Origin of the sequence: Streptomyces sp. URMC 126 (assembly GCF_051386555.1) — a bacterium.
GTDB lineage: Bacteria > Actinomycetota > Actinomycetes > Streptomycetales > Streptomycetaceae > Streptomyces.
This window is the reverse complement of sequence record NZ_JBPQTX010000061.1, coordinates 1-18018: the sequence shown is the minus strand read 5'-3', so window position 1 is coordinate 18018 and position 18018 is coordinate 1. Positions and strand designations below refer to the sequence as shown.

Here is an 18018-nt window from a genome sequence, read left to right as displayed (position 1 = left end):
CGACGGCGGCCCCGCTCCACAGGCGCCGAACCGACAAGAGTCGAACCGACAAGAGTCGAACCGACAAGAGTCGAGCCGACAAGCACCGAACCGACAAGCGTCGCGAACCATCAGGATCGCCCGACGCCCCGGAATCTCCGTTACCGTAAGCTCACGCCGCGAAACTACGCGCGACGACCGTCACCGCGACCAGCGCCACCAGCAGCGCCACCAGCGCGGCCGGGGTCAGGCCCGCGAAGAAGCCCTCCTGCTGCTGCAGCCGCTCCCGGCTCGCCCGGCACACCGGGCACCGTCCCTCGCTGACCGGGGACGCACAGTTGGCGCACACCAGTCGGTCGCATGTCATGCGAATTCCTCCTCCGGGTACGTCCAACGCGACAGAGAGCCGTGCGGTTCCCCCCTACCACTGTGCCAGCTTTCGCGCCCTTCGGCGCGACCGGTGTCCCGGAGCCGCCCCGAACGGTACCTCCGGCCGCCGCGCTGACGGCCGGGCGGGCCGCCCCGGCCGCCGGTGGCGATCGCGCCGACACAGGATGCGAACCGGATGCCGACTGCGCGTACACCGGTCGTTCGCGTATGGTCACGCTCACCGACGGGCGCCACGGCCGTGGCGTTCCGTGCCGCTCTCCAGGTCGCACGTGGTGCACTCGTGATTCGATTCGACAACGTCTCCAAGTCCTACCCGAAGCAGAGCCGCCCGGCGCTCCGGGACGTCTCGCTCGAGATCGAGAAGGGCGAGTTCGTCTTCCTGGTCGGTTCCTCGGGTTCCGGCAAGTCCACCTTCCTCAGGCTCCTGCTGCGCGAGGAGCGGGCCAGCCACGGCCGGGTGCACGTCCTGGGCAAGGACCTCGCCCGGCTCTCCAACTGGAAAGTGCCGCATATGCGCCGCCAGTTGGGCACGGTGTTCCAGGACTTCCGGCTGCTGCCCAACAAGACGGTCGCCCAGAACGTGGCCTTCGCCCTGGAGGTCATCGGCAAGCCGCGCGGCGAGATCCGCAAGGCCGTCCCGCAGGTGCTGGAGCTGGTCGGGCTCGGCGGCAAGGAGGGCCGGATGCCCGGCGAGCTCTCCGGCGGCGAGCAGCAGCGCGTGGCGATCGCCCGGGCGTTCGTCAACCGGCCGATGCTGCTGATCGCCGACGAGCCGACGGGCAACCTCGACCCGCAGACCTCGGTCGGCATCATGAAGCTGCTCGACCGGATCAACCGGACCGGCACCACCGTCATCATGGCCACCCACGACCAGCAGATCGTGGACCAGATGCGCAAGCGGGTCATCGAGCTCGACCAGGGCCGTCTCGTGCGCGACCAGTCGCGCGGCGTCTACGGCTACCAGCACTGAAAGGCAGTGAAAGGACGCCATGCGCGCCCAGTTCGTTCTGTCGGAGATCGGCGTCGGTCTCCGCCGCAATCTCACGATGACCTTCGCGGTGATCGTGTCGGTCGCCCTCTCGCTCGCCCTGTTCGGCGGTTCGCTGCTGATGAACGAGCAGGTCAACTCGATGAAGGGCTACTGGTACGACAAGGCCAACGTCTCGATCTACCTCTGCAACAAGACCGACAAGGCGAACTTCCCGTCCTGTGCCAAGGGCGCGGTCACCGATGAGCAGAAGAAGCAGATCAAGGCCGATCTGGAGAAGATGCCGATCGTCCAGAGCATCCAGTTCGAGACGACGGACGAGGCGTACAAGCACTACAAGGAGCAGTTCGGCAACCAGCCGCTGGCCACGGTGGTGACCGCCGACCAGATGCAGGAGTCCTTCCGCGTCAAGCTCAAGGACCCCACCAAGTACGAGGTCATCTCCAGCGCCTTCCAGAAGCGGCCGGGCGTCCAGACGGTCGAGGACCAGAAGGACACCCTCAAGAGCCTCTTCAACCTCCTGAAGTACATGAACTGGGGCGCCTTGGGCGTGATGTTCCTGATGCTCGTGGTGGCGCTGCTGCTGATCGTGAACACGGTCCGCGTCTCCGCGTTCAGCCGCCGCCGGGAGACCGGGATCATGCGGCTCGTCGGGGCGTCCAGCTTCTACATCCAGGTGCCGTTCATCGCGGAGGCGGCCGTCGCCGGGCTGCTGGGCGGTGCGCTCGCCTGCGTGCTGCTCGTCTGCGGCCAGCAGTTCCTGGTGAACGACCTGTTGGCCACCCACATCGACGTCATCCAGTTCATCGGCTGGAGCGCGGTGCTGACCAAGCTGCCGCTCATCCTGGCGACCGGCCTGCTGATGCCGGCGCTGGCGGCGTTCGCGGCGCTGTGGAAGTACCTCAAGGTGTAGCCCGGCGCACGGCGGCACACCGGGCGCCTTACGTCCCGAGAGGTGGTCAACTCCCCGTACGGCGCCCGGAGGTGTCCTAGACTCTCGCGCATGTCCGGCCCGACGATGTTCGTACCGCACCGCCGTCATCGGCGTGGCGCGGTCCTGACGCTGGTCTTCGCCGGGGCGCTGGCGACCGGGGCGGCCACCGGCTCCTGGGGCGCGGACGCCCGCGGCGGTCCGCTGCCGACCGCGGCCCGCGTCCCGCACCCGTCCGCCTCCGCCTCGCCCTCCGCCCCGGCCTCCGCCTCCGCGGCGAAGGGCGGCCGCCCGTCCGCCCGTGACCCTCGGGGGCCCGGGAACACCGGACGTTCCGCGGACCGCTGGGGCGGGGTCTACAGCGCCTCCGAGTACGAGGGCTTCCAGCGGGCCCTGCGCGGCGAGTACGTCGGCGTCGGGCTCTCCGTGCGCCGGACCGCCGACGGGCGGATGGAGGTCGACGGCGTAGAGCGCGGCGGCCCTGCCGCCCGGGCCGGGATCGCCCCGGGGGACCTGCTGCGGTCGGTGGACGGCACGGAGGTGGCCGGCCGGCCGGTCACCGAGGTCGTCGCCCGGCTGCGCGGCGGGCCGTCCGGCCGCGGGACGCCCGTCACCCTGGGCCTGGCGCGGGACGGCGGGCGCCAGTGGGAACGCACCGTGCGCCGCGAGCGGCTGCGCACCCGCAGCGTCGTCGCGGAACGCTTCCGGGACGGGCCCGCCGCCGGCACCCGGATCAAGGTGGAGTCGTTCACCCACGGCACCGGGAAGCAGGTCCGGGCGGCGGTGCGCGGCGCCGGGCCCCGCGAGGGCGTCCTGCTCGACCTGCGCGGCAACTCCGGCGGGCTGGTCACCGAGGCGGTCACCAGCGCCTCCGCCTTCCTCGACGGCGGGCTCGTCGCCACGTACGACGTGCACGGCCGGCAGCGGGCCCTGGAGGCCCGCCCGGGCGGTGACACCAGACGCCCGCTCGTGGTCCTCGTCGACGGCGGCACCATGAGCGCCGGCGAGCTGCTGGCCGGTGCCCTCCAGGACCGGGGGCGGGCCGTCGTCGTCGGTTCCCGGACGTTCGGCAAGGGCTCGGTCCAGATGCCCCGGCCGCTCCCGGACGGCTCGGTCGACGAGCGGACCGTCGGCCACTGGCGCACGCCCTCGGGACGGGCCGTCGACGGCCGCGGCATCACCCCGGACCTGGTCGTCCACGGGGACGCGGAGCCCCGGGCCCGCGCGGTATTGGGTGGCCTCGGGCCGGGGGCCTAGTGCGAGAATGACCGCACTATGGGAAAGCAGCAGAAGCAGCCCAAGGAACCCGGGCGCAAGCTCGTCGCGCAGAACAAGAAGGCGCGGCACGACTACCACATCATCACCACGTACGAGTGCGGCATGGTGCTGACCGGCACCGAGGTCAAGTCGCTGCGGCAGGGCCGGTCCTCGCTGGTGGACGGCTTCGTGCAGATCGACGGCGGCGAGGCGTGGCTGCACAACGTGCACATCCCCGAGTACAGCCAGGGCACGTGGACGAACCACAGCGCGCGCCGCAAGCGCAAGCTGCTGCTGCACCGCGAGGAGATCGACAAGCTGTCCTCGAAGGCCGACGAGACCGGTCACACGATCGTGCCGCTCTCGCTGTACTTCAAGGACGGCCGCGCCAAGGTCGAGATCGCGCTGGCCAAGGGCAAGAAGGAGTACGACAAGCGGCAGACGCTGCGCGAGAAGACGGACCGCCGCGAGGCGGACCGCGCCATCGCCGCCGCCCGCCGGCGTCAGCGCGAGCGGGCGGCCCGGTAGCCCCGGAGGGGGACCGCCCGGGAATACGCTGGCACCGCTCCGCGTCGGTCACGTACGATGGGCAGCGCACGCCCCACCGTGGGTTGCACTTTGAAAAAACAACATGGGGATGATCGGTTTCGACAGCGGATGTCGAAGCAGGGGAAGCGAGCCGAGGAAGCGGCAATGATCTCGTAAACCATATGTCGCAACCAATAATCGCCAACACCAAGCGCGATTCCTTCGCCCTCGCTGCCTAAGTAGCGACTCGCGAAGTGTCAGCCCGGGGCTGTTCCCGACCCGGATCCTGGCATCAGCTAGGGAACTAAACCACCAGGCCCGGCCACGGGGCCTGGTGGGAAACCAAACAGTGGCTGGGCCCGTCGGAGACTTGTCCGTGTGATCTCCGGGGCCGAGAAAATCGCAGCGGACTGCGCTCGGAGAAGCCCTGTTTCCGCACCGTTGGACGCGGGTTCGATTCCCGCCATCTCCACTCATCCCATGTGAGGCCGAGGCCCCACCGCTCCCGGGCGGTGGGGCCTCTGTCGTTCCCGGGCCGTGCCCGCGTGCCCGATGTCGTACCCGAGTGGTTCCATGGCGGGAAGCAGCGCAACCGGAGGGCCCCGGAGGCCCTCTTCCAGAGACAAGGGGGGTGGCGCCATGAAGAGGATCATCCGAGCGGCCGCCACGGTCGCGGCCGGTGCGGGTGCGGTGCTGCTGGTCGGCGGGGCCGGAGCGGCGGCGGCCGACGGGCCCGTCCACGTGGTGGTCAACGGGGCCTTCGAGAACCGGCCGGGGGAGCTGGTCGACATCGACGTGCGGGGCGTCCGGCCGGGCGCCGCCGTCACCGCCCACTCGCCGGCCTTCCCGAGGCCGGTACGGCTCGCGCCGTACGCCGGGCGGACGGCCGAGGCCGGGCGCGGACACCACGCGCGGCCCGCCGTCGCGCCGTCGGCCCGCCCCGGCGCGTACCCGCTGACCGTCCGGGTCGGCGGCCGGACGGTGGCCGAGGACCTGCTGCGCGTGCGGCCCCCGAAGCCGCCTGTGTTCACCGTGACGGACGGGGGAGGAGCCGTGCGGCCGGGGGAGCGGGTCGGCTTCTGGTACGACGATCTCTACCCGGGCGAGCGGGGCACCTCCTTCGCGGTCCGCTCGCCGCTCTTCCCCGCGCCCGTACGGCTGGTCCACGACCCCGCGGGGAGCCACTGGAACAACCCCCGGATGTTCGGCGCCACGGTGACGCTGCCGCTCGGCGCCAAGGACGGCACGTACAAGGTGACGCTCACCGGCCCGCGCGGCCACGCGCTGCGCGACGCGCGGCTCGTGGTGCGCGCCGCACGCCCGGGCGACGGCGACTACGTGGGCCGGACGCGCGGGCCCGCCTTCTTCACCACCCCCGCGGGCCCCGGACGCGCCCGGGCCGAGGGGCACCGGGTGGGCGCCGGCGGGACGGTCAACGTGCTGTGGCGGGACGCGTCGCCCGACCCCGGCGAGGACGACCGGCTGACGGCGACCTCGCCCGCCTTCGAGGCGCCGGTGCGGCTCCGGCGCGACGACAGCAAGGCCGGCGACGGCGACGATCCGCGCTACTCCGGCCCGGCGCGCATCCGCCGGGCGCTGGACCCGGGCGCGTACCCGGTCACGGTGGTCAGCCACCACGGGCGGGTACGCAGGACCGGGCACCTGCTGGTCACCGGCGCCGGCCGGGAAGCCGCCGCCCGTACCGGCGACGGACGGGACGCCGGAGCGGCCGGCCGGCCGGGCGCCGCCGTCCGGACGGCGGCGAGCGCCTGGGACGGACGCGAGGGACGAGAGGGACGAGAGGGACGAGAAGGAGGGTCCGGACGGGCCGCAGGCTCCGGCGGGTCCGGTGTTCCGGTGGCCGCGCTCGTGGGGGCCGGCGGCGGTGTGGCCGGCGCGGCGGTGCTGGGGGCCGTGCTCGTCCGACGCCGCCGGACCCGGCCGGCCGGTTAGCGGGGCCGCGCGCCGTCCCGCACGACGGCGTCCCGGCGGCGCGTCGCCGCGCGGAGCCGCCGGAGGAGGGGCGCCCGCCGCGGGCGGTCCCGGCGGCCTCCTTCGTGTACCTCGTGTGCTTCGCACCTCGCGGTCGTCGGGTCCAGTCTGGAAGGGACGGGGTTTCCTACGGCCCGGCCGTGGTGGCCGGTGACGAGTGGGGTGAGCGATCATGACGGCGACGACGTGGAACGAGGCTCCTGTCGCGATCGAAGGCGACGGTGTGGAGCTGCGCGTGCGGGACATCGGGGGAGACATGTCCGTCGCGTTCGTACGGTTCCCCCAGGGCGCGGACATGGCGCCGGTCCTCGCGGGACTGCCGGGCGACCTGTGCCAGTGCCCCCACTGGGGATACCTGCTCAAGGGGCGCCTGCGGATGCGGGCGGTGGACGGGGACGAGGTCTACGAGGCGGGACAGGCCTTCTACTGGGCGCCGGGGCACGCTCCGGAGGCCCTGGAGGACTGCGAGTACCTCGACTTCTCCCCGAAGAAGGAGTTCGACGAGGTGGTCGAGCACATCAAGGCGGCGATGCGGCGCGGCGGGTGACCGCGCCGGTGGGCGGGCTCGCGGACCGGCCGGGCGGCGCGGCGCCGCCGACGCGCTCCGGCGGATGATCGGCGGCGGTTGCCGCCCGGTGGTGCGGCGGCCGACAATCGATCCGGTGATCCGGTCCGGGACCCGAACCGTCCGGCCGGAGCCGCCGGACCGAAGCGTGCTCCACCAGCGCTCCACATCAATGCTCCACTCGTGCCACGGAGGCCGACAATGGCGGGATTCCTCGACCGGGCCAAAGAACAGGCCCAGCAGGCGTTGCAGCAGGGCAAGCAGAAGGTCGACGAGGTGCAGGCCCAGCGGGCGGGCAACGAGCTCCTGAAGAGGCTCGGCGCCGCCTACTACGCCGAACAGCGCGGCAAGGGCAGCGGGCAGGCCACCCAGGACGCCCTCAACGCCCTGGAGGCTCACATCGCCGTCCATGGTGACGGGTTCCTGCGGAGCTGACCGCCGGCGCCGACGGCGCGTCCCCGGCGGGGCGGCAGGCCGACCCCGCCCGTCCGGCCGGCGGGGCGTCGCCCGCCGCGTACGCCCGTCCGCCGCCCGTAGGGGTTCCGGCCGGGCGTCCGGCCGGGCACCCTGTGGAGTGGCGCGTTCTCCGCGCGGCGCAGCTCCGCACAGGGCTCCCCCAGGGAAAAGGTGACAGGCAGATGGCGGCGGCCTCCCACGACCTGCGGTTCGACTCCGGGCGGCTCTGCCTGGACCTGGTGGCCACCGGCATGGCGCGCCCCGGCGAGGGGCCGGGGGAGCGGCTCGGCTCCCCGGAGCGGCTCCGCGACTGGCTGCTGGGCGCCCGGGTCGTACCACCCGGCACGCCGCTGGAAGCCGTCGACGCCGGCTGGCTCGGGCGCTTCCACGCCCTGCGCCACCTGCTGCACCGCGTCGTGCGCGCGGAAGCCGTGGACGGGCCGGAGCGCGCCGCCGAGGCCGACCTCGAACAGGTCAACGCCCTCGCCGCCGAGCCGCCGCCCGTCCCGCGGGCCGTCCGGGGCGCGGACGGCGGTCTCGTCCGCGCCGTCGCCGGCCCGCCGGACTGCGATGCGCTGGTGTCGCTGGTGGCCCGGGACGCGGTCGAGCTGCTCACCGACCCGGCCGTCCGCGGGCTGCTGCGCCAGTGCGAGGGGGAGAGCTGCACCCTGCTCTACCTGGACACCTCGCGGGGCCGGCGGCGCCGCTGGTGCTCCAGCGAGGTCTGCGGCAACCGGGAACGCGTGGCCCGGCACCGCCGCCGCGCGCTGAACGGCGCCACGTCCGGAGCGGAGGCAACCGCCCCGGACGGTGCGGACGTTCGGCCGCCGCATCCCGCCAACCCATGACCGACCGTGCCAAACCTCTCATGTCCTGACAGGTGCGCTAGGTACCCCTGTTCGCGTACGGTTGAAGGCTGCCCTACGCACACAGAAGGGGGCCTGGGTGGCCGCGCAGAACGCCACACGCGCGCAGGTGGCGACGGATCCGCAGAACACCGGGAACGGTGGGGGGACCACGCATCCGGACGGGATCCGTGACCGGGAGATCGGTGCCGAGCAGCACCATCTGGACCGGGTGTACCGGCGTCTGGAAGAGAAGATCCACGAGGCCGAGTTCCTCATGGACGACGCCGCCAAGCGCGGCCAGGTGGGGACGCCGGGGGCGCTCGCCGAGCGGGACGCCCAGGTGTTCCGCGCCGGGGTCCACCTCAACCGGCTGAACAGCGAGTTCGAGGACTTCCTCTTCGGCCGCATCGACCTGCTGCGGGGCAAGGACGGCAAGAAGGGGCCCGACGGCGCGTACACCTCGGTCGAGCCCGCCGACGACGCCGTCCGCGACGACCGGGCGGAGATCGCCGAGACGCTGCACATCGGCCGCATCGGCGTCCTGGACGCCGACTACTCGCCGCTCGTCATCGACTGGCGGGCGCCCGCCGCCGCGCCCTTCTACCGGTCGACGCCGGTGGCGCCCGGCCGCGTGGTGCGCCGCCGGGTGATCCGCTCCAAGGGCCGCCGGGTCCTCGGCGTCGAGGACGACCTGCTCCGCCCGGAGCTGCGGGCGACCCTGGACGGCGCCGCGCTGCCGGTGGTCGGCGACGGCGCCCTGATGGCCGCGCTCGGCCAGGCCCGCAGCCACTCCATGAGGGACATCGTTTCTTCGATCCAGGCCGAGCAGGACCTGGTCATCCGCGCCCCCGCCGCCTCGGTGACCGAGGTCGAGGGCGGCCCGGGCACGGGCAAGACCGCGGTGGCCCTGCACCGCGCCGCCTACCTGCTCTACCAGGACCGCAGACGCTACGCGGGCGGCATCCTGATCGTCTCGCCGACGCCGCTGCTCGTCGCCTACACCGAGGGCGTGCTGCCGTCGCTGGGCGAGGAGGGACAGGTCGCCATCCGCGCGCTGGGCTCGCTGGTGGACGGCGCGGAGGCGGACACCTACGACGAGCCGGCCGTGGCCCGGATCAAGGGTTCCTCGCGCATGCTCAAGGTGCTCCGCAAGGCCGCGCGCGGTGCCCTGGAGGTGCCCCGGCAGGGCGCCGTCCCGGACCGGCTGCGCGTCGTCGCCTTCGGCGCCCGCGTCGAGCTGGGCGCGGAGGACCTCAACCGCATCCGGCAGACCGCGCTGGGCGGCACCGCCCCCGTCAACCTGCTGCGCCCCCGCGCGCGCCGGCTGCTCCTCGACGCCCTGTGGTCCCGCGCGGGCGGCCCCAAGCGCTACACGGACCCGGAGATGGCCGCGGAGGCCCGCGCGGCGTTCGACGAGGACATCTCCGCCGAGGACGACTTCCTGGCCTTCCTGGGCGCCTGGTGGCCGGAGCTGACGCCCCGTCATGTTCTCGCGCTGCTGGCCGACGAGCGGCGGCTCGCGCGCTGGGCCCGCCGGGTGCTCAACCCGCGCGAGGTGCGGCAGCTCGCCCGCTCGCTGGCGCGGCTGGACGCGGACGGCAAGGGTCAGCTGTCGGTGCACGACGTGGCGCTGCTGGACGAGCTGGAGACGCTGCTCGGCGCCCCGGCCCGGCCTCGCAAGCCGCGCGAGCAGGATCCGCTCGACCAGCTCACCGGCCTGGAGGAGCTGATGCCCGAGCGGACGGAGTCCCGCCGCGAGCGGGCGGAGCGGCTGGCTCAGGAGCGCCGCGACTACGCGCACGTCATCGTGGACGAGGCGCAGGACCTGACGCCGATGCAGTGGCGCATGGTCGGCCGCCGGGGCCGGCACGCCACCTGGACGGTCGTCGGCGACGCGGCCCAGTCGTCGTGGTCCGACCCCGACGAGGCCGCGGAGGCCCGGGACGAGGCGCTGGGCACCCGCCCCCGCCGCCGCTTCCGGCTCACCGTGAACTACCGCAACCCGGCCGAGATCGCCGAGCTGGCGTCGAAGGTGCTGGCGCTGGCGATGCCGGGGATGGAGTCCCCGTCCGCCGTCCGTTCCACGGGCGTCCGGCCGCGCTTCGCGGTCGCGGGGCCCGACCTCGCCGCGTCCGTCCGCGCGGAGGCCGAGCACCTGCTGGCCGAGGTCGACGGCACGGTCGGCGTCGTCGTGCCCATGGGCCGCCGGGCCGAGGCCCGGGAGTGGCTGGCCGGGCTGGGCCACCGCGTCGTCGCGCTGGGCAGCCTGGAGGCCAAGGGCCTGGAGTACGACGCGACGGTCGTCGTCACGCCCGCCGAGATCGCCGACGAGTCCCCGGCCGGGCTGCGCGTGCTCTACGTGGCGCTGACCCGCGCCACGCAGCGGCTGACGGTGCTGGCGGGGGAGCGGGACGAGCCGGACGCGGACGGGGTGCCGGACCTGCTGCGGGACTGAGCGCCGAGCGCCGGGAGGGCGTGGGCCCGGCGGGAGCCTCGGGCCGGCGGGGGCCGGGAGCGTCGTAGGCCGCACGGACGGTCGTTCCGGCCGTTCCGGCGGAACTCCCGGTACCGGGAATGACTTCCGGGAGGCGTTTGTTAGCCTGAATACGGCACCGGCTCGATCCAAGCCCCCGGGCCCAACCTTAGTCGCTTCGAGCGACCACTTGCCGCGAGGCGAGCATGGCGGGTCGGTGCCGCTGAACTTGTCGCGCGTCGACGGAACGGGCGGTTCCCCCGGATTCGATTCCGGAGGGAACCGCCCGTTCGTCTTCGGTCGTGTTCTGTCGTGTCCGTTCGGGCTTTGCCTGTGGTTTGCATGAGGCGGCGCATGATGGATGGGCAGGGTCTGCCACGGTCCGCCCAGGTGGGCGGCCCCGAGCACTCTCATATGGCGAAACCCACCTTCCGGAAAAACGGTCCTGGTTACCGTCTACCGGCCGGTAGGTGCGACGATCGGATGTCGCCCGGCGGGGGACGGCCCCCCGGCCGGACCGCACGCCCGGGCGCGCGGAACAGCGGAACAACGCAATCAGCGAAAGCAGGGGAAAGCGGCCATGGCAACGGCGCCTAGCGTCTCGTACTCGATGACGGTCCGACTGGAGGTGCCCGCCGGCGGTACCGCGGTCAGCCAGCTCACCACGGCCGTGGAGTCCTCCGGCGGATCCGTGACCGGCCTGGACGTCACCGCCTCCGGCCACGAGAAGCTGCGGATCGACGTCACCGTCGCGGCGACGTCCACCGCCCACGCCGACGAGATCGTGCAGAAGCTGCGCGGCATCGAGGGCGTCAGCGTCGGCAAGGTCTCCGACCGGACCTTCCTGATGCACCTCGGCGGCAAAATCGAGATGGCGTCCAAGCACCCCATCCGCAACCGCGACGACCTCTCCATGGTCTACACGCCGGGCGTCGCCCGCGTCTGCATGGCCATCGCCGAGAACCCCGAGGACGCCCGCCGCCTGACCATCAAGCGCAACTCCGTCGCGGTGGTCACCGACGGCTCCGCCGTGCTCGGCCTGGGCAACATCGGCCCGAAGGCCGCGCTGCCCGTCATGGAGGGCAAGGCGGCCCTCTTCAAACGCTTCGCCGGCATCGACGCCTGGCCGATCTGCCTGGACACCCAGGACTCCGACGCCATCGTCGAGATCGTCAAGGCCATCGCCCCCGGCTTCGCGGGCATCAACCTGGAGGACATCTCCGCGCCCCGCTGCTTCGAGATCGAGGCCCGGCTGCGCGAGGCCCTCGACATCCCGGTCTTCCACGACGACCAGCACGGCACCGCCATCGTCGTGCTCGCCGCGCTGACCAACGCGCTCCGCGTGGTCGAGAAGTCCATCGGCGACGTACGGGTCGTCATGTCCGGCGCGGGCGCGGCCGGTACGGCCATCCTCAAGCTGCTGATCGCGGCCGGCGTCAAGCACGCCGTCGTCGCCGACATCCACGGCGTCGTGCACGCCGACCGTGACGACCTGGTCTCCGCCGACCCGGGCTCGGCGCTCCGCTGGATCGCCGACAACACCAACCCCGAGGGCATCACCGGCACCCTCAAGGAGGCCGTGCGCGGCGCCGACGTCTTCATCGGCGTCTCGGCCCCCAACGTCCTCGGCGCCGAGGACGTGGCCGCCATGGCCGACGGCGCGATCGTCTTCGCGCTCGCCAACCCCGACCCCGAGGTCGACCCGGCGATCGCCCGCCAGACGGCCGCCGTGGTCGCCACGGGCCGCTCGGACTTCCCCAACCAGATCAACAACGTGCTGGTCTTCCCGGGCGTCTTCCGCGGCCTCCTGGACGCCCAGTCGCGCACCGTGAACACCGAGATGATGCTGGCCGCCGCCGGCGCCCTCGCCGACGTCGTCGCCGAGGACGAGCTGAACGCGAACTACATCATCCCGAGCGTCTTCAACGAGAAGGTCGCGGGCGCGGTCGCCGGCGCCGTCCGGGAGGCCGCCAAGGCCGCCGGAGCGGCTGTGACGGCCGCCACGACGGCCTGAGCACGGCGCGTCGCGTGACGCGGCGCTCCTACGGCCCCCATAGGGTGTCGGGCAGTGAACGGGCCGCGGAAACGCGGCCCCCTCCGAGGCTGTGGCGCTTTCCGTGTGACTCCCCAGGGTGCCGGATTGGCTTTCCCACCACTGGTGGGGGCAGGATGCTCCCCCGAGGACTCCGTCCAGGGGGCACCCCCCGGGGCGCGAGGGATCTAGTGGCGGACCCGGGTCCGGGGACTGTCCGAGGGCCCTGGCAGCATCGGCTTCGATCTCACGCCTCATTGGCAAGAAAGACACGGGAGTACAACATGAACCGCAGTGAGCTGGTGGCCGCTCTGGCCGACCGTGCCGAGGTGACCCGCAAGGACGCCGACGCCGTTCTGGCCGCCCTCGCCGAGACCGTCGGTGAGGTCGTCGCCAAGGGCGACGAGAAGGTGACCATCCCCGGCTTCCTGACCTTCGAGCGCACCCACCGTGCCGCTCGCACCGCCCGTAACCCGCAGACGGGCGAGCCGATCCAGATCGCTGCCGGTTACAGCGTGAAGGTCTCCGCGGGCTCCAAGCTCAAGGAAGCCGCGAAGGGCAAGTAAGCCTTCGGACGCCGGAGGGCGGCCGTTCCCCGGGTGGGGGCGGCCGCCCTTTCGCGTCCCGCGGCGCGGGCGCCTGCGGCGGGCTGTGCCCCGGTCCCTCCCCCAGAGGGGGGACCCCCACTTCGCCGATTCCTGGGGGCGAGCCCCCAGACCCCCGAAGCGCCCTCCGGGCGCTGTCCTCAAACGCCGGACGGGCTGTAGCCCCCGCAAGAAACGGGAAGGGGCGGGACAGGGGCATCCACGCCCCCGCCCCGCCCCCACCGGACGGATCGTCAGGCCCCCTGCGGGAGCTCCACGTTCGCACCGAGATCCTGCAGCTTCTGCATGAAGTTCTCGTACCCGCGGTTGATCAGATCGATCCCGTGCACCCGCGACGTCCCGTCCGCCGCCAGAGCCGCGATCAGGTAGGAGAAACCACCCCGCAGGTCGGGGATGACCAGATCCGCGCCCTGCAGCTTCGTCGGGCCGGAGACGACCGCCGAGTGGAGGAAGTTCCGCTGGCCGAAGCGGCACGCGGAGCCGCCGAGGCACTCGCGGTAGAGCTGGATGTGCGCGCCCATCTGGTTGAGGGCGGAGGTGAAGCCCAGCCGGGACTCGTAGACCGTCTCGTGGACGATGGAGAGGCCCGACGCCTGCGTCAGGGCGACGACCAGCGGCTGCTGCCAGTCGGTCTGGAAGCCGGGGTGGACGTCCGTCTCCAGCGCTATGGCGTTGAGCTCGCCACCGGGGTGCCAGAAGCGGATGCCCTCGTCGTCGATCTCGAAGGCGCCGCCGACCTTGCGGTAGGTGTTGAGGAAGGTCATCATCTCGCGCTGGCTGGCGCCGCGGACGTAGATGTTGCCCTTGGTCGCGAGCGCCGCGCTCGCCCAGGAGGCGGACTCCAGGCGGTCGGGCAGCGCGCGGTGGTTGTAGCCGCCGAGCGAGTCCACACCGGTGATGCGGATCGTCCGGTCGGTGTCCATGGAGATGATCGCGCCCATCTTCTGCAGTACGCAGATGAGGTCCTCGATCTCCGGCTCCACGGCCGCGTTGGACAGGACGGTGACGCCCTCCGCCAGCACGGCGGTCAGCAGCACCTGCTCGGTCGCGCCGACCGACGGGTACGGCAGCTGGATCTTGGTGCCGCGCAGCCGCTGCGGGGCCTCCAGGTACTGGCCGCCCTCCCGCTTCTCGATGGTGGCGCCGAACTGGCGGAGCACCTCGAAGTGGAAGTCGATGGGCCGGCCGCCGATGTCACAGCCGCCCAGGCCGGGTATGAACGCGTGGCCGAGGCGGTGCAGCAGGGGGCCGCAGAAGAGGATCGGGATGCGCGAGGAGCCGGCGTGCGCGTCGATGTCGGCGACGTTCGCGCTCTCCACGTGCGAGGGGTCGAGAACCAGCTCGCCCGGCTCGTCGCCGGGGCGCACGGTCACGCCGTGCAGCTGCAGCAGCCCGCGGACGACCCGCACGTCACGGATGTCGGGGACGTTGCGCAGGCGGCTGGGGCCGCTGCCGAGCAGGGCGGCGACCATGGCCTTCGGCACGAGGTTCTTCGCACCGCGGACACGGATCTCGCCCTCGAGCGGGGTACCGCCGTGGACAAGCAGGACATCGTCAGGGCCGGTCATGGATCTCGCGTTCCTGGAGTTGGGCAGGGGGCAAGAAGAAAGGGTAATGCGACCGGAGGGGCCCGATGCCGCCCAGAGGGGGCCCTGGGCACGTCATGGGTTTGTCACAACACGCTGCGTTAACGGAGTGGTCGCTACCGGTTATCTCCGGGCCCGTCCCCCGGCGCGCCCCCGCCCCCGCCCCCGTCCCCGCGCTCCGGAACGCCTCGTACCGGTCTCTTTTTCGTTCCTTCCGGGGGCTCCCGCGAGCCCGAAATGCGGGATCATGTGGCCATGACGGAGGTGTCCTCGCTCACAGGACGGCTACTGGTCGCCACCCCGGCGCTGGCGGACCCCAACTTCGACCGCGCTGTCGTGCTGCTCCTCGACCACGACGAGGAGGGCTCGCTGGGCGTGGTCCTCAACCGGCCCACGCCGGTCAGCGTGGGCGACATCCTCGCGTCCTGGGCCGCGCTGGCCGGCGAGCCGGGCGTGGTGTTCCAGGGCGGGCCCGTCTCGCTGGACTCGGCCCTCGGCGTGGCCGTCGTCCCCGGCGACGAGCCGGGCAAGGACACCCCGGCGGGCGGCGGCCCGTCCGGCTCGGGCGCCCGGTCCGGCCGGGGCCGCGCGGGTCCCGTCGGCTGGCGCCGGGTGCACGGCGCCATCGGTCTCGTCGACCTGGAGGCCCCGCCGGAGCTGCTGGGCCCCGCCGTCGGCTCGCTGCGCATCTTCGCCGGGTACTCGGGCTGGGGCCCCGGCCAGCTGGAGGAGGAGCTGGTGGAGGGCGCCTGGTACGTGGTGGAGTCCGAGCCGGGCGACATCTCGTCCCCGGACCCGTCCCGGCTCTGGCGTTCCGTGCTCCGGCGCCAGCGCAACGAACTGGCCATGGTCGCGACCTACCCGGACGACCCCAGCCTCAACTGAGGCACCGGCCCGGCCGCCGCCGCGGCCCGCCGGAACGCGGCGTCCCCCGAGCCTCGGCCGACCGTGCCGCTCCCCAGTACCCTTGGGGACCATGAGCACTCTCGAGCCCGAGCGCGGGGCAGGTACCGGCACCCTCGTAGAGCCGACGCCGCAGGTGTCGCACGGCGACGGCGACCACGAGCGCTACGCCCATTACGTCCAGAAGGACAAGATCATGGAGAGCGCGCTCTCCGGCTCCCCGGTCGTCGCCCTGTGCGGCAAGGTGTGGGTGCCCGGGCGCGACCCCAAGAAGTACCCCGTCTGCCCGATGTGCAAGGAGATCTTCGACGGCATGGGCGCCGGCGGGGACGACAAGGGCGGCAAGGGCGGCGACAAGAAGTAGCCCGCGCGGTCTTCCCGGGCGGTGGTGAGGGCGGGGTCCTGCGGGGCGGTTGCGGTCCGTACGGTCCTTCGGGCTCTCGGGTCCGCCGGTCCGCTCGTCTTCCCTTCCCCTTCTCCTTCCCTTTCCCTTTCCCTCCCTCCGCCCGGTCACTCGCTCCCGCCTCGCTCCACGGCTCCCCGGACGCGTCCTTACGCGCGACCGGGGAGCCGTCGTGTTTTCGAGGCCGTGAAGCGGGTTTCCCGTCGCGGCGACCCAGGTCTGGTCCAGACCATGTGTTCCGGGAGAGGATCCGTTCCGGAGAACCGGAACAGGACCCCTGCCGAAGGGCTGCCATGAGCGACACCGAGACCGGACTCGTCCCCGCGCCCCGCCGCTTCACCCGGATCCCGCCGGGCCGGCACGTCCAAGTGCTGGACGGAGAGACGGCGATCAACGCCGGCCCCGGCGCCGAGACCGCCGCCCGCCGGCTGCGCGCCACGGTCGGCGCCGCCACCGGGCTGCCGCTGCCCGACGGCGACGGCCACGCCAACCACCTCGTCCTGCGCGTCGATCCCCGGCTGGCCGGCGAGCTGGGCCCCGAGGGCTACCGGATCGTCATCGACGGATACGGCATGTTCCTCGACGGCGTGGACCCGGCGGGGCTCTTCTGGGCCACCCAGACCTTCCGGCAACTGCTCGACCCCGCCGCCTTCCGGCGGGCGCCCGTCACGGCGCGGGACGAGTGGCACGTCCCGCACGTCACGATCGAGGACGCCCCGCGCTTCGCCTGGCGCGGCGTGCTCCTCGACGTCGCCCGCCACTTCGTCCCCAAGGACGGCGTCCTGCGCTTCCTCGACCTGCTCGCCGCGCACAAGCTCAACGTCCTGCATCTGCATCTGACCGACGATCAGGGCTGGCGCGTCGAGATCGAGCGTTACCCGAAACTGACCGAGGTCGGCGCCTGGCGGTCCCGGACGAAGCTCGGGCACCGGGCCTCGCCGCTGTGGGACGAGCGGCCGCACGGCGGTTACTACACCAAGGACGACCTCCGCGAGATCGTCGCGTACGCCGCCGAGCGGCACATCACCGTCGTCCCCGAGATCGACCTGCCCGGGCATTCGCAGGCGGCCATCGCCGCGTACCCCGAACTCGGCAACGCCGACGTCGTCGACACCGCCGCCCTCGGCGTCTGGGACACCTGGGGCGTCAGCCCGAACGTCCTGGCCCCGACCGACGCCGTCCTCGCCTTCTACGAGAACGTGCTGACGGAGGTCCTCGACGTCTTCCCCTCGCGCTTCGTCCACATCGGCGGCGACGAGTGCCCCAAGGAGCAGTGGAAGGCGTCGCCGACGGCGCGGGCGCGGATGGCGGCCGAGGGGCCGGCCGACGAGAAGGAGCTGCAGAGCTGGTTCATCCGGCACTTCGACCGCTGGCTCACCGCGCGCGGGCGGCGGCTGATCGGGTGGGACGAGATCCTGGAGGGCGGCCTGGCCGAGGGCGCCGCCGTCGCGTCCTGGCGCGGCTACGCGGGCGGTGTCGCCGCGGCCCGGGCCGGCCACGACGTCGTCATGTGCCCCGAGCAGCAGGTCTACCTCGACCACCGGCAGGCCCCGGGCCCCGACGAGCCCGTGCCCATCGGCTACGTCCGCACCCTGGAGGACGTCTACCGCTTCGAGCCGGTACCGCCCGAGCTCACCCCGGACGAGGCCGAACGCGTCCTGGGCGCCCAGGCCAACCTCTGGACCGAGGTGATGGAGGACCAGGGCCGCCTGGACTACCAGGCGTTCCCACGGCTCGCCGCCTTCGCCGAGGCCGTCTGGTCGGCCCTCCCGCCGCCCGCCGAACGGGACTTCGCCCACTTCGAACAGCGCATGGCCGTCCATTACCGGCGGCTGGACGCGTTGGGCGTGGCCTACCGCCCGCCCGGCGGGCCGCGCCCCTGGCAGCGCCGCCCCGGGCTGCTCGGACGTCCGATCGAGGGGGCGCCCCCGATCGTGTGACGGGGAGCGGAAGATCCCGGTCCGCCCGCCGCACCCCTGGCACGGTGGACCTCCGCACACCGCCGTAAGTCGTACAAGGGTCGGTCAAAGGGGGCATACGCACCTGAGGTGGGCCGGGTTGGGGGACTGCCTTGGGGTGGTG

The 18018-nt window shown here is 72.8% G+C and carries 16 protein-coding genes and 1 other RNA gene; 15 read left to right on the top strand and 2 right to left on the bottom strand.

From position 1 onward, the window contains the following. Positions 1 to 151 precede the first annotated feature (151 nt). Positions 152 to 346 carry a hypothetical protein gene (locus ACSNOK_RS10500; RefSeq protein ID WP_436780335.1) on the bottom strand — a complete coding sequence of 65 codons (195 nt, stop codon included), beginning with the start codon at positions 344 to 346 and terminating at the stop codon, positions 152 to 154. Between the two features lie 303 nt (positions 347 to 649). On the opposite strand from ACSNOK_RS10500, the gene ftsE reads away from it, so the two are divergent. From ftsE to ACSNOK_RS10440, 12 genes are all read left to right on the top strand, one after another. Further along, positions 650 to 1339, top strand: coding sequence for a cell division ATP-binding protein FtsE (ftsE, locus tag ACSNOK_RS10495; RefSeq protein WP_004951920.1), 690 nt, complete (start codon positions 650 to 652; stop codon positions 1337 to 1339). Between the two features lie 19 nt (positions 1340 to 1358). Then, positions 1359 to 2270, top strand: coding sequence for a permease-like cell division protein FtsX (ftsX, locus tag ACSNOK_RS10490; protein WP_436780334.1), 912 nt, complete (start codon positions 1359 to 1361; stop codon positions 2268 to 2270). A 90-nt stretch (positions 2271 to 2360) separates the two neighbouring features. Next, entirely contained in the window at positions 2361 to 3545 is a 1185-nt protein-coding gene (locus ACSNOK_RS10485) for a S41 family peptidase (RefSeq protein WP_436780333.1), read from the top strand. Between the two features lie 18 nt (positions 3546 to 3563). Beyond that, entirely contained in the window at positions 3564 to 4073 is a 510-nt protein-coding gene (gene smpB / locus ACSNOK_RS10480) for an SsrA-binding protein SmpB (protein ID WP_436780332.1), read from the top strand. Positions 4074 to 4178: 105 nt separating this feature from the next. After that, positions 4179 to 4548: a transfer-messenger RNA gene (gene ssrA / locus ACSNOK_RS10475) on the top strand. 164 nt (positions 4549 to 4712) lie between these two features. Next, entirely contained in the window at positions 4713 to 6026 is a 1314-nt protein-coding gene (locus ACSNOK_RS10470; RefSeq protein ID WP_436780331.1) for a hypothetical protein, read from the top strand. Positions 6027 to 6237: 211 nt separating this feature from the next. Then, positions 6238 to 6612 carry a hypothetical protein gene (locus tag ACSNOK_RS10465; protein WP_436780330.1) on the top strand — a complete coding sequence of 125 codons (375 nt, stop codon included), beginning with the start codon at positions 6238 to 6240 and terminating at the stop codon, positions 6610 to 6612. A gap of 219 nt (positions 6613 to 6831) precedes the next feature. After that, the gene (locus ACSNOK_RS10460; protein WP_436780329.1) at positions 6832 to 7065 is read left to right on the top strand and encodes a hypothetical protein; all 234 of its coding nucleotides are present in this window, start codon (positions 6832 to 6834) and stop codon (positions 7063 to 7065) included. Between the two features lie 203 nt (positions 7066 to 7268). After that, the gene (locus tag ACSNOK_RS10455; protein WP_436780328.1) at positions 7269 to 7934 is read left to right on the top strand and encodes a CGNR zinc finger domain-containing protein; all 666 of its coding nucleotides are present in this window, start codon (positions 7269 to 7271) and stop codon (positions 7932 to 7934) included. Positions 7935 to 8061: 127 nt separating this feature from the next. Then, complete coding sequence (locus ACSNOK_RS10450) at positions 8062 to 10389, top strand: HelD family protein (protein ID WP_436780341.1); 2328 nt, start codon at positions 8062 to 8064, stop codon at positions 10387 to 10389. Positions 10390 to 10987: 598 nt separating this feature from the next. Further along, positions 10988 to 12421 carry an NAD-dependent malic enzyme gene (locus tag ACSNOK_RS10445; RefSeq protein ID WP_436780327.1) on the top strand — a complete coding sequence of 478 codons (1434 nt, stop codon included), beginning with the start codon at positions 10988 to 10990 and terminating at the stop codon, positions 12419 to 12421. Between the two features lie 302 nt (positions 12422 to 12723). Continuing rightward, positions 12724 to 13005, top strand: coding sequence for an HU family DNA-binding protein (locus tag ACSNOK_RS10440; RefSeq protein ID WP_004951951.1), 282 nt, complete (start codon positions 12724 to 12726; stop codon positions 13003 to 13005). Between the two features lie 272 nt (positions 13006 to 13277). On the opposite strand, the gene murA is transcribed toward ACSNOK_RS10440, so the two are convergent. Then, entirely contained in the window at positions 13278 to 14612 is a 1335-nt protein-coding gene (gene murA, locus ACSNOK_RS10435; protein ID WP_185944187.1) for a UDP-N-acetylglucosamine 1-carboxyvinyltransferase, read from the bottom strand. A 273-nt stretch (positions 14613 to 14885) separates the two neighbouring features. Here murA and ACSNOK_RS10430 point away from each other — a divergent pair, with 273 nt between their 5' ends. The 3 genes from ACSNOK_RS10430 to ACSNOK_RS10420 all read left to right on the top strand — a co-directional run bounded on the left by ACSNOK_RS10430 (position 14886) and on the right by ACSNOK_RS10420 (position 17876). Continuing rightward, positions 14886 to 15515: a YqgE/AlgH family protein gene (locus ACSNOK_RS10430; protein WP_436780326.1), complete on the top strand. Its 630-nt coding sequence runs from the start codon at positions 14886 to 14888 to the stop codon at positions 15513 to 15515. Between the two features lie 91 nt (positions 15516 to 15606). Continuing rightward, positions 15607 to 15897, top strand: a complete 291-nt coding sequence (locus ACSNOK_RS10425; protein ID WP_109281359.1) for a DUF3039 domain-containing protein — start codon at positions 15607 to 15609, stop codon at positions 15895 to 15897. Positions 15898 to 16229: 332 nt separating this feature from the next. Further along, positions 16230 to 17876 carry a beta-N-acetylhexosaminidase gene (locus tag ACSNOK_RS10420; protein WP_436780325.1) on the top strand — a complete coding sequence of 549 codons (1647 nt, stop codon included), beginning with the start codon at positions 16230 to 16232 and terminating at the stop codon, positions 17874 to 17876. Positions 17877 to 18018 lie beyond the last annotated feature (142 nt).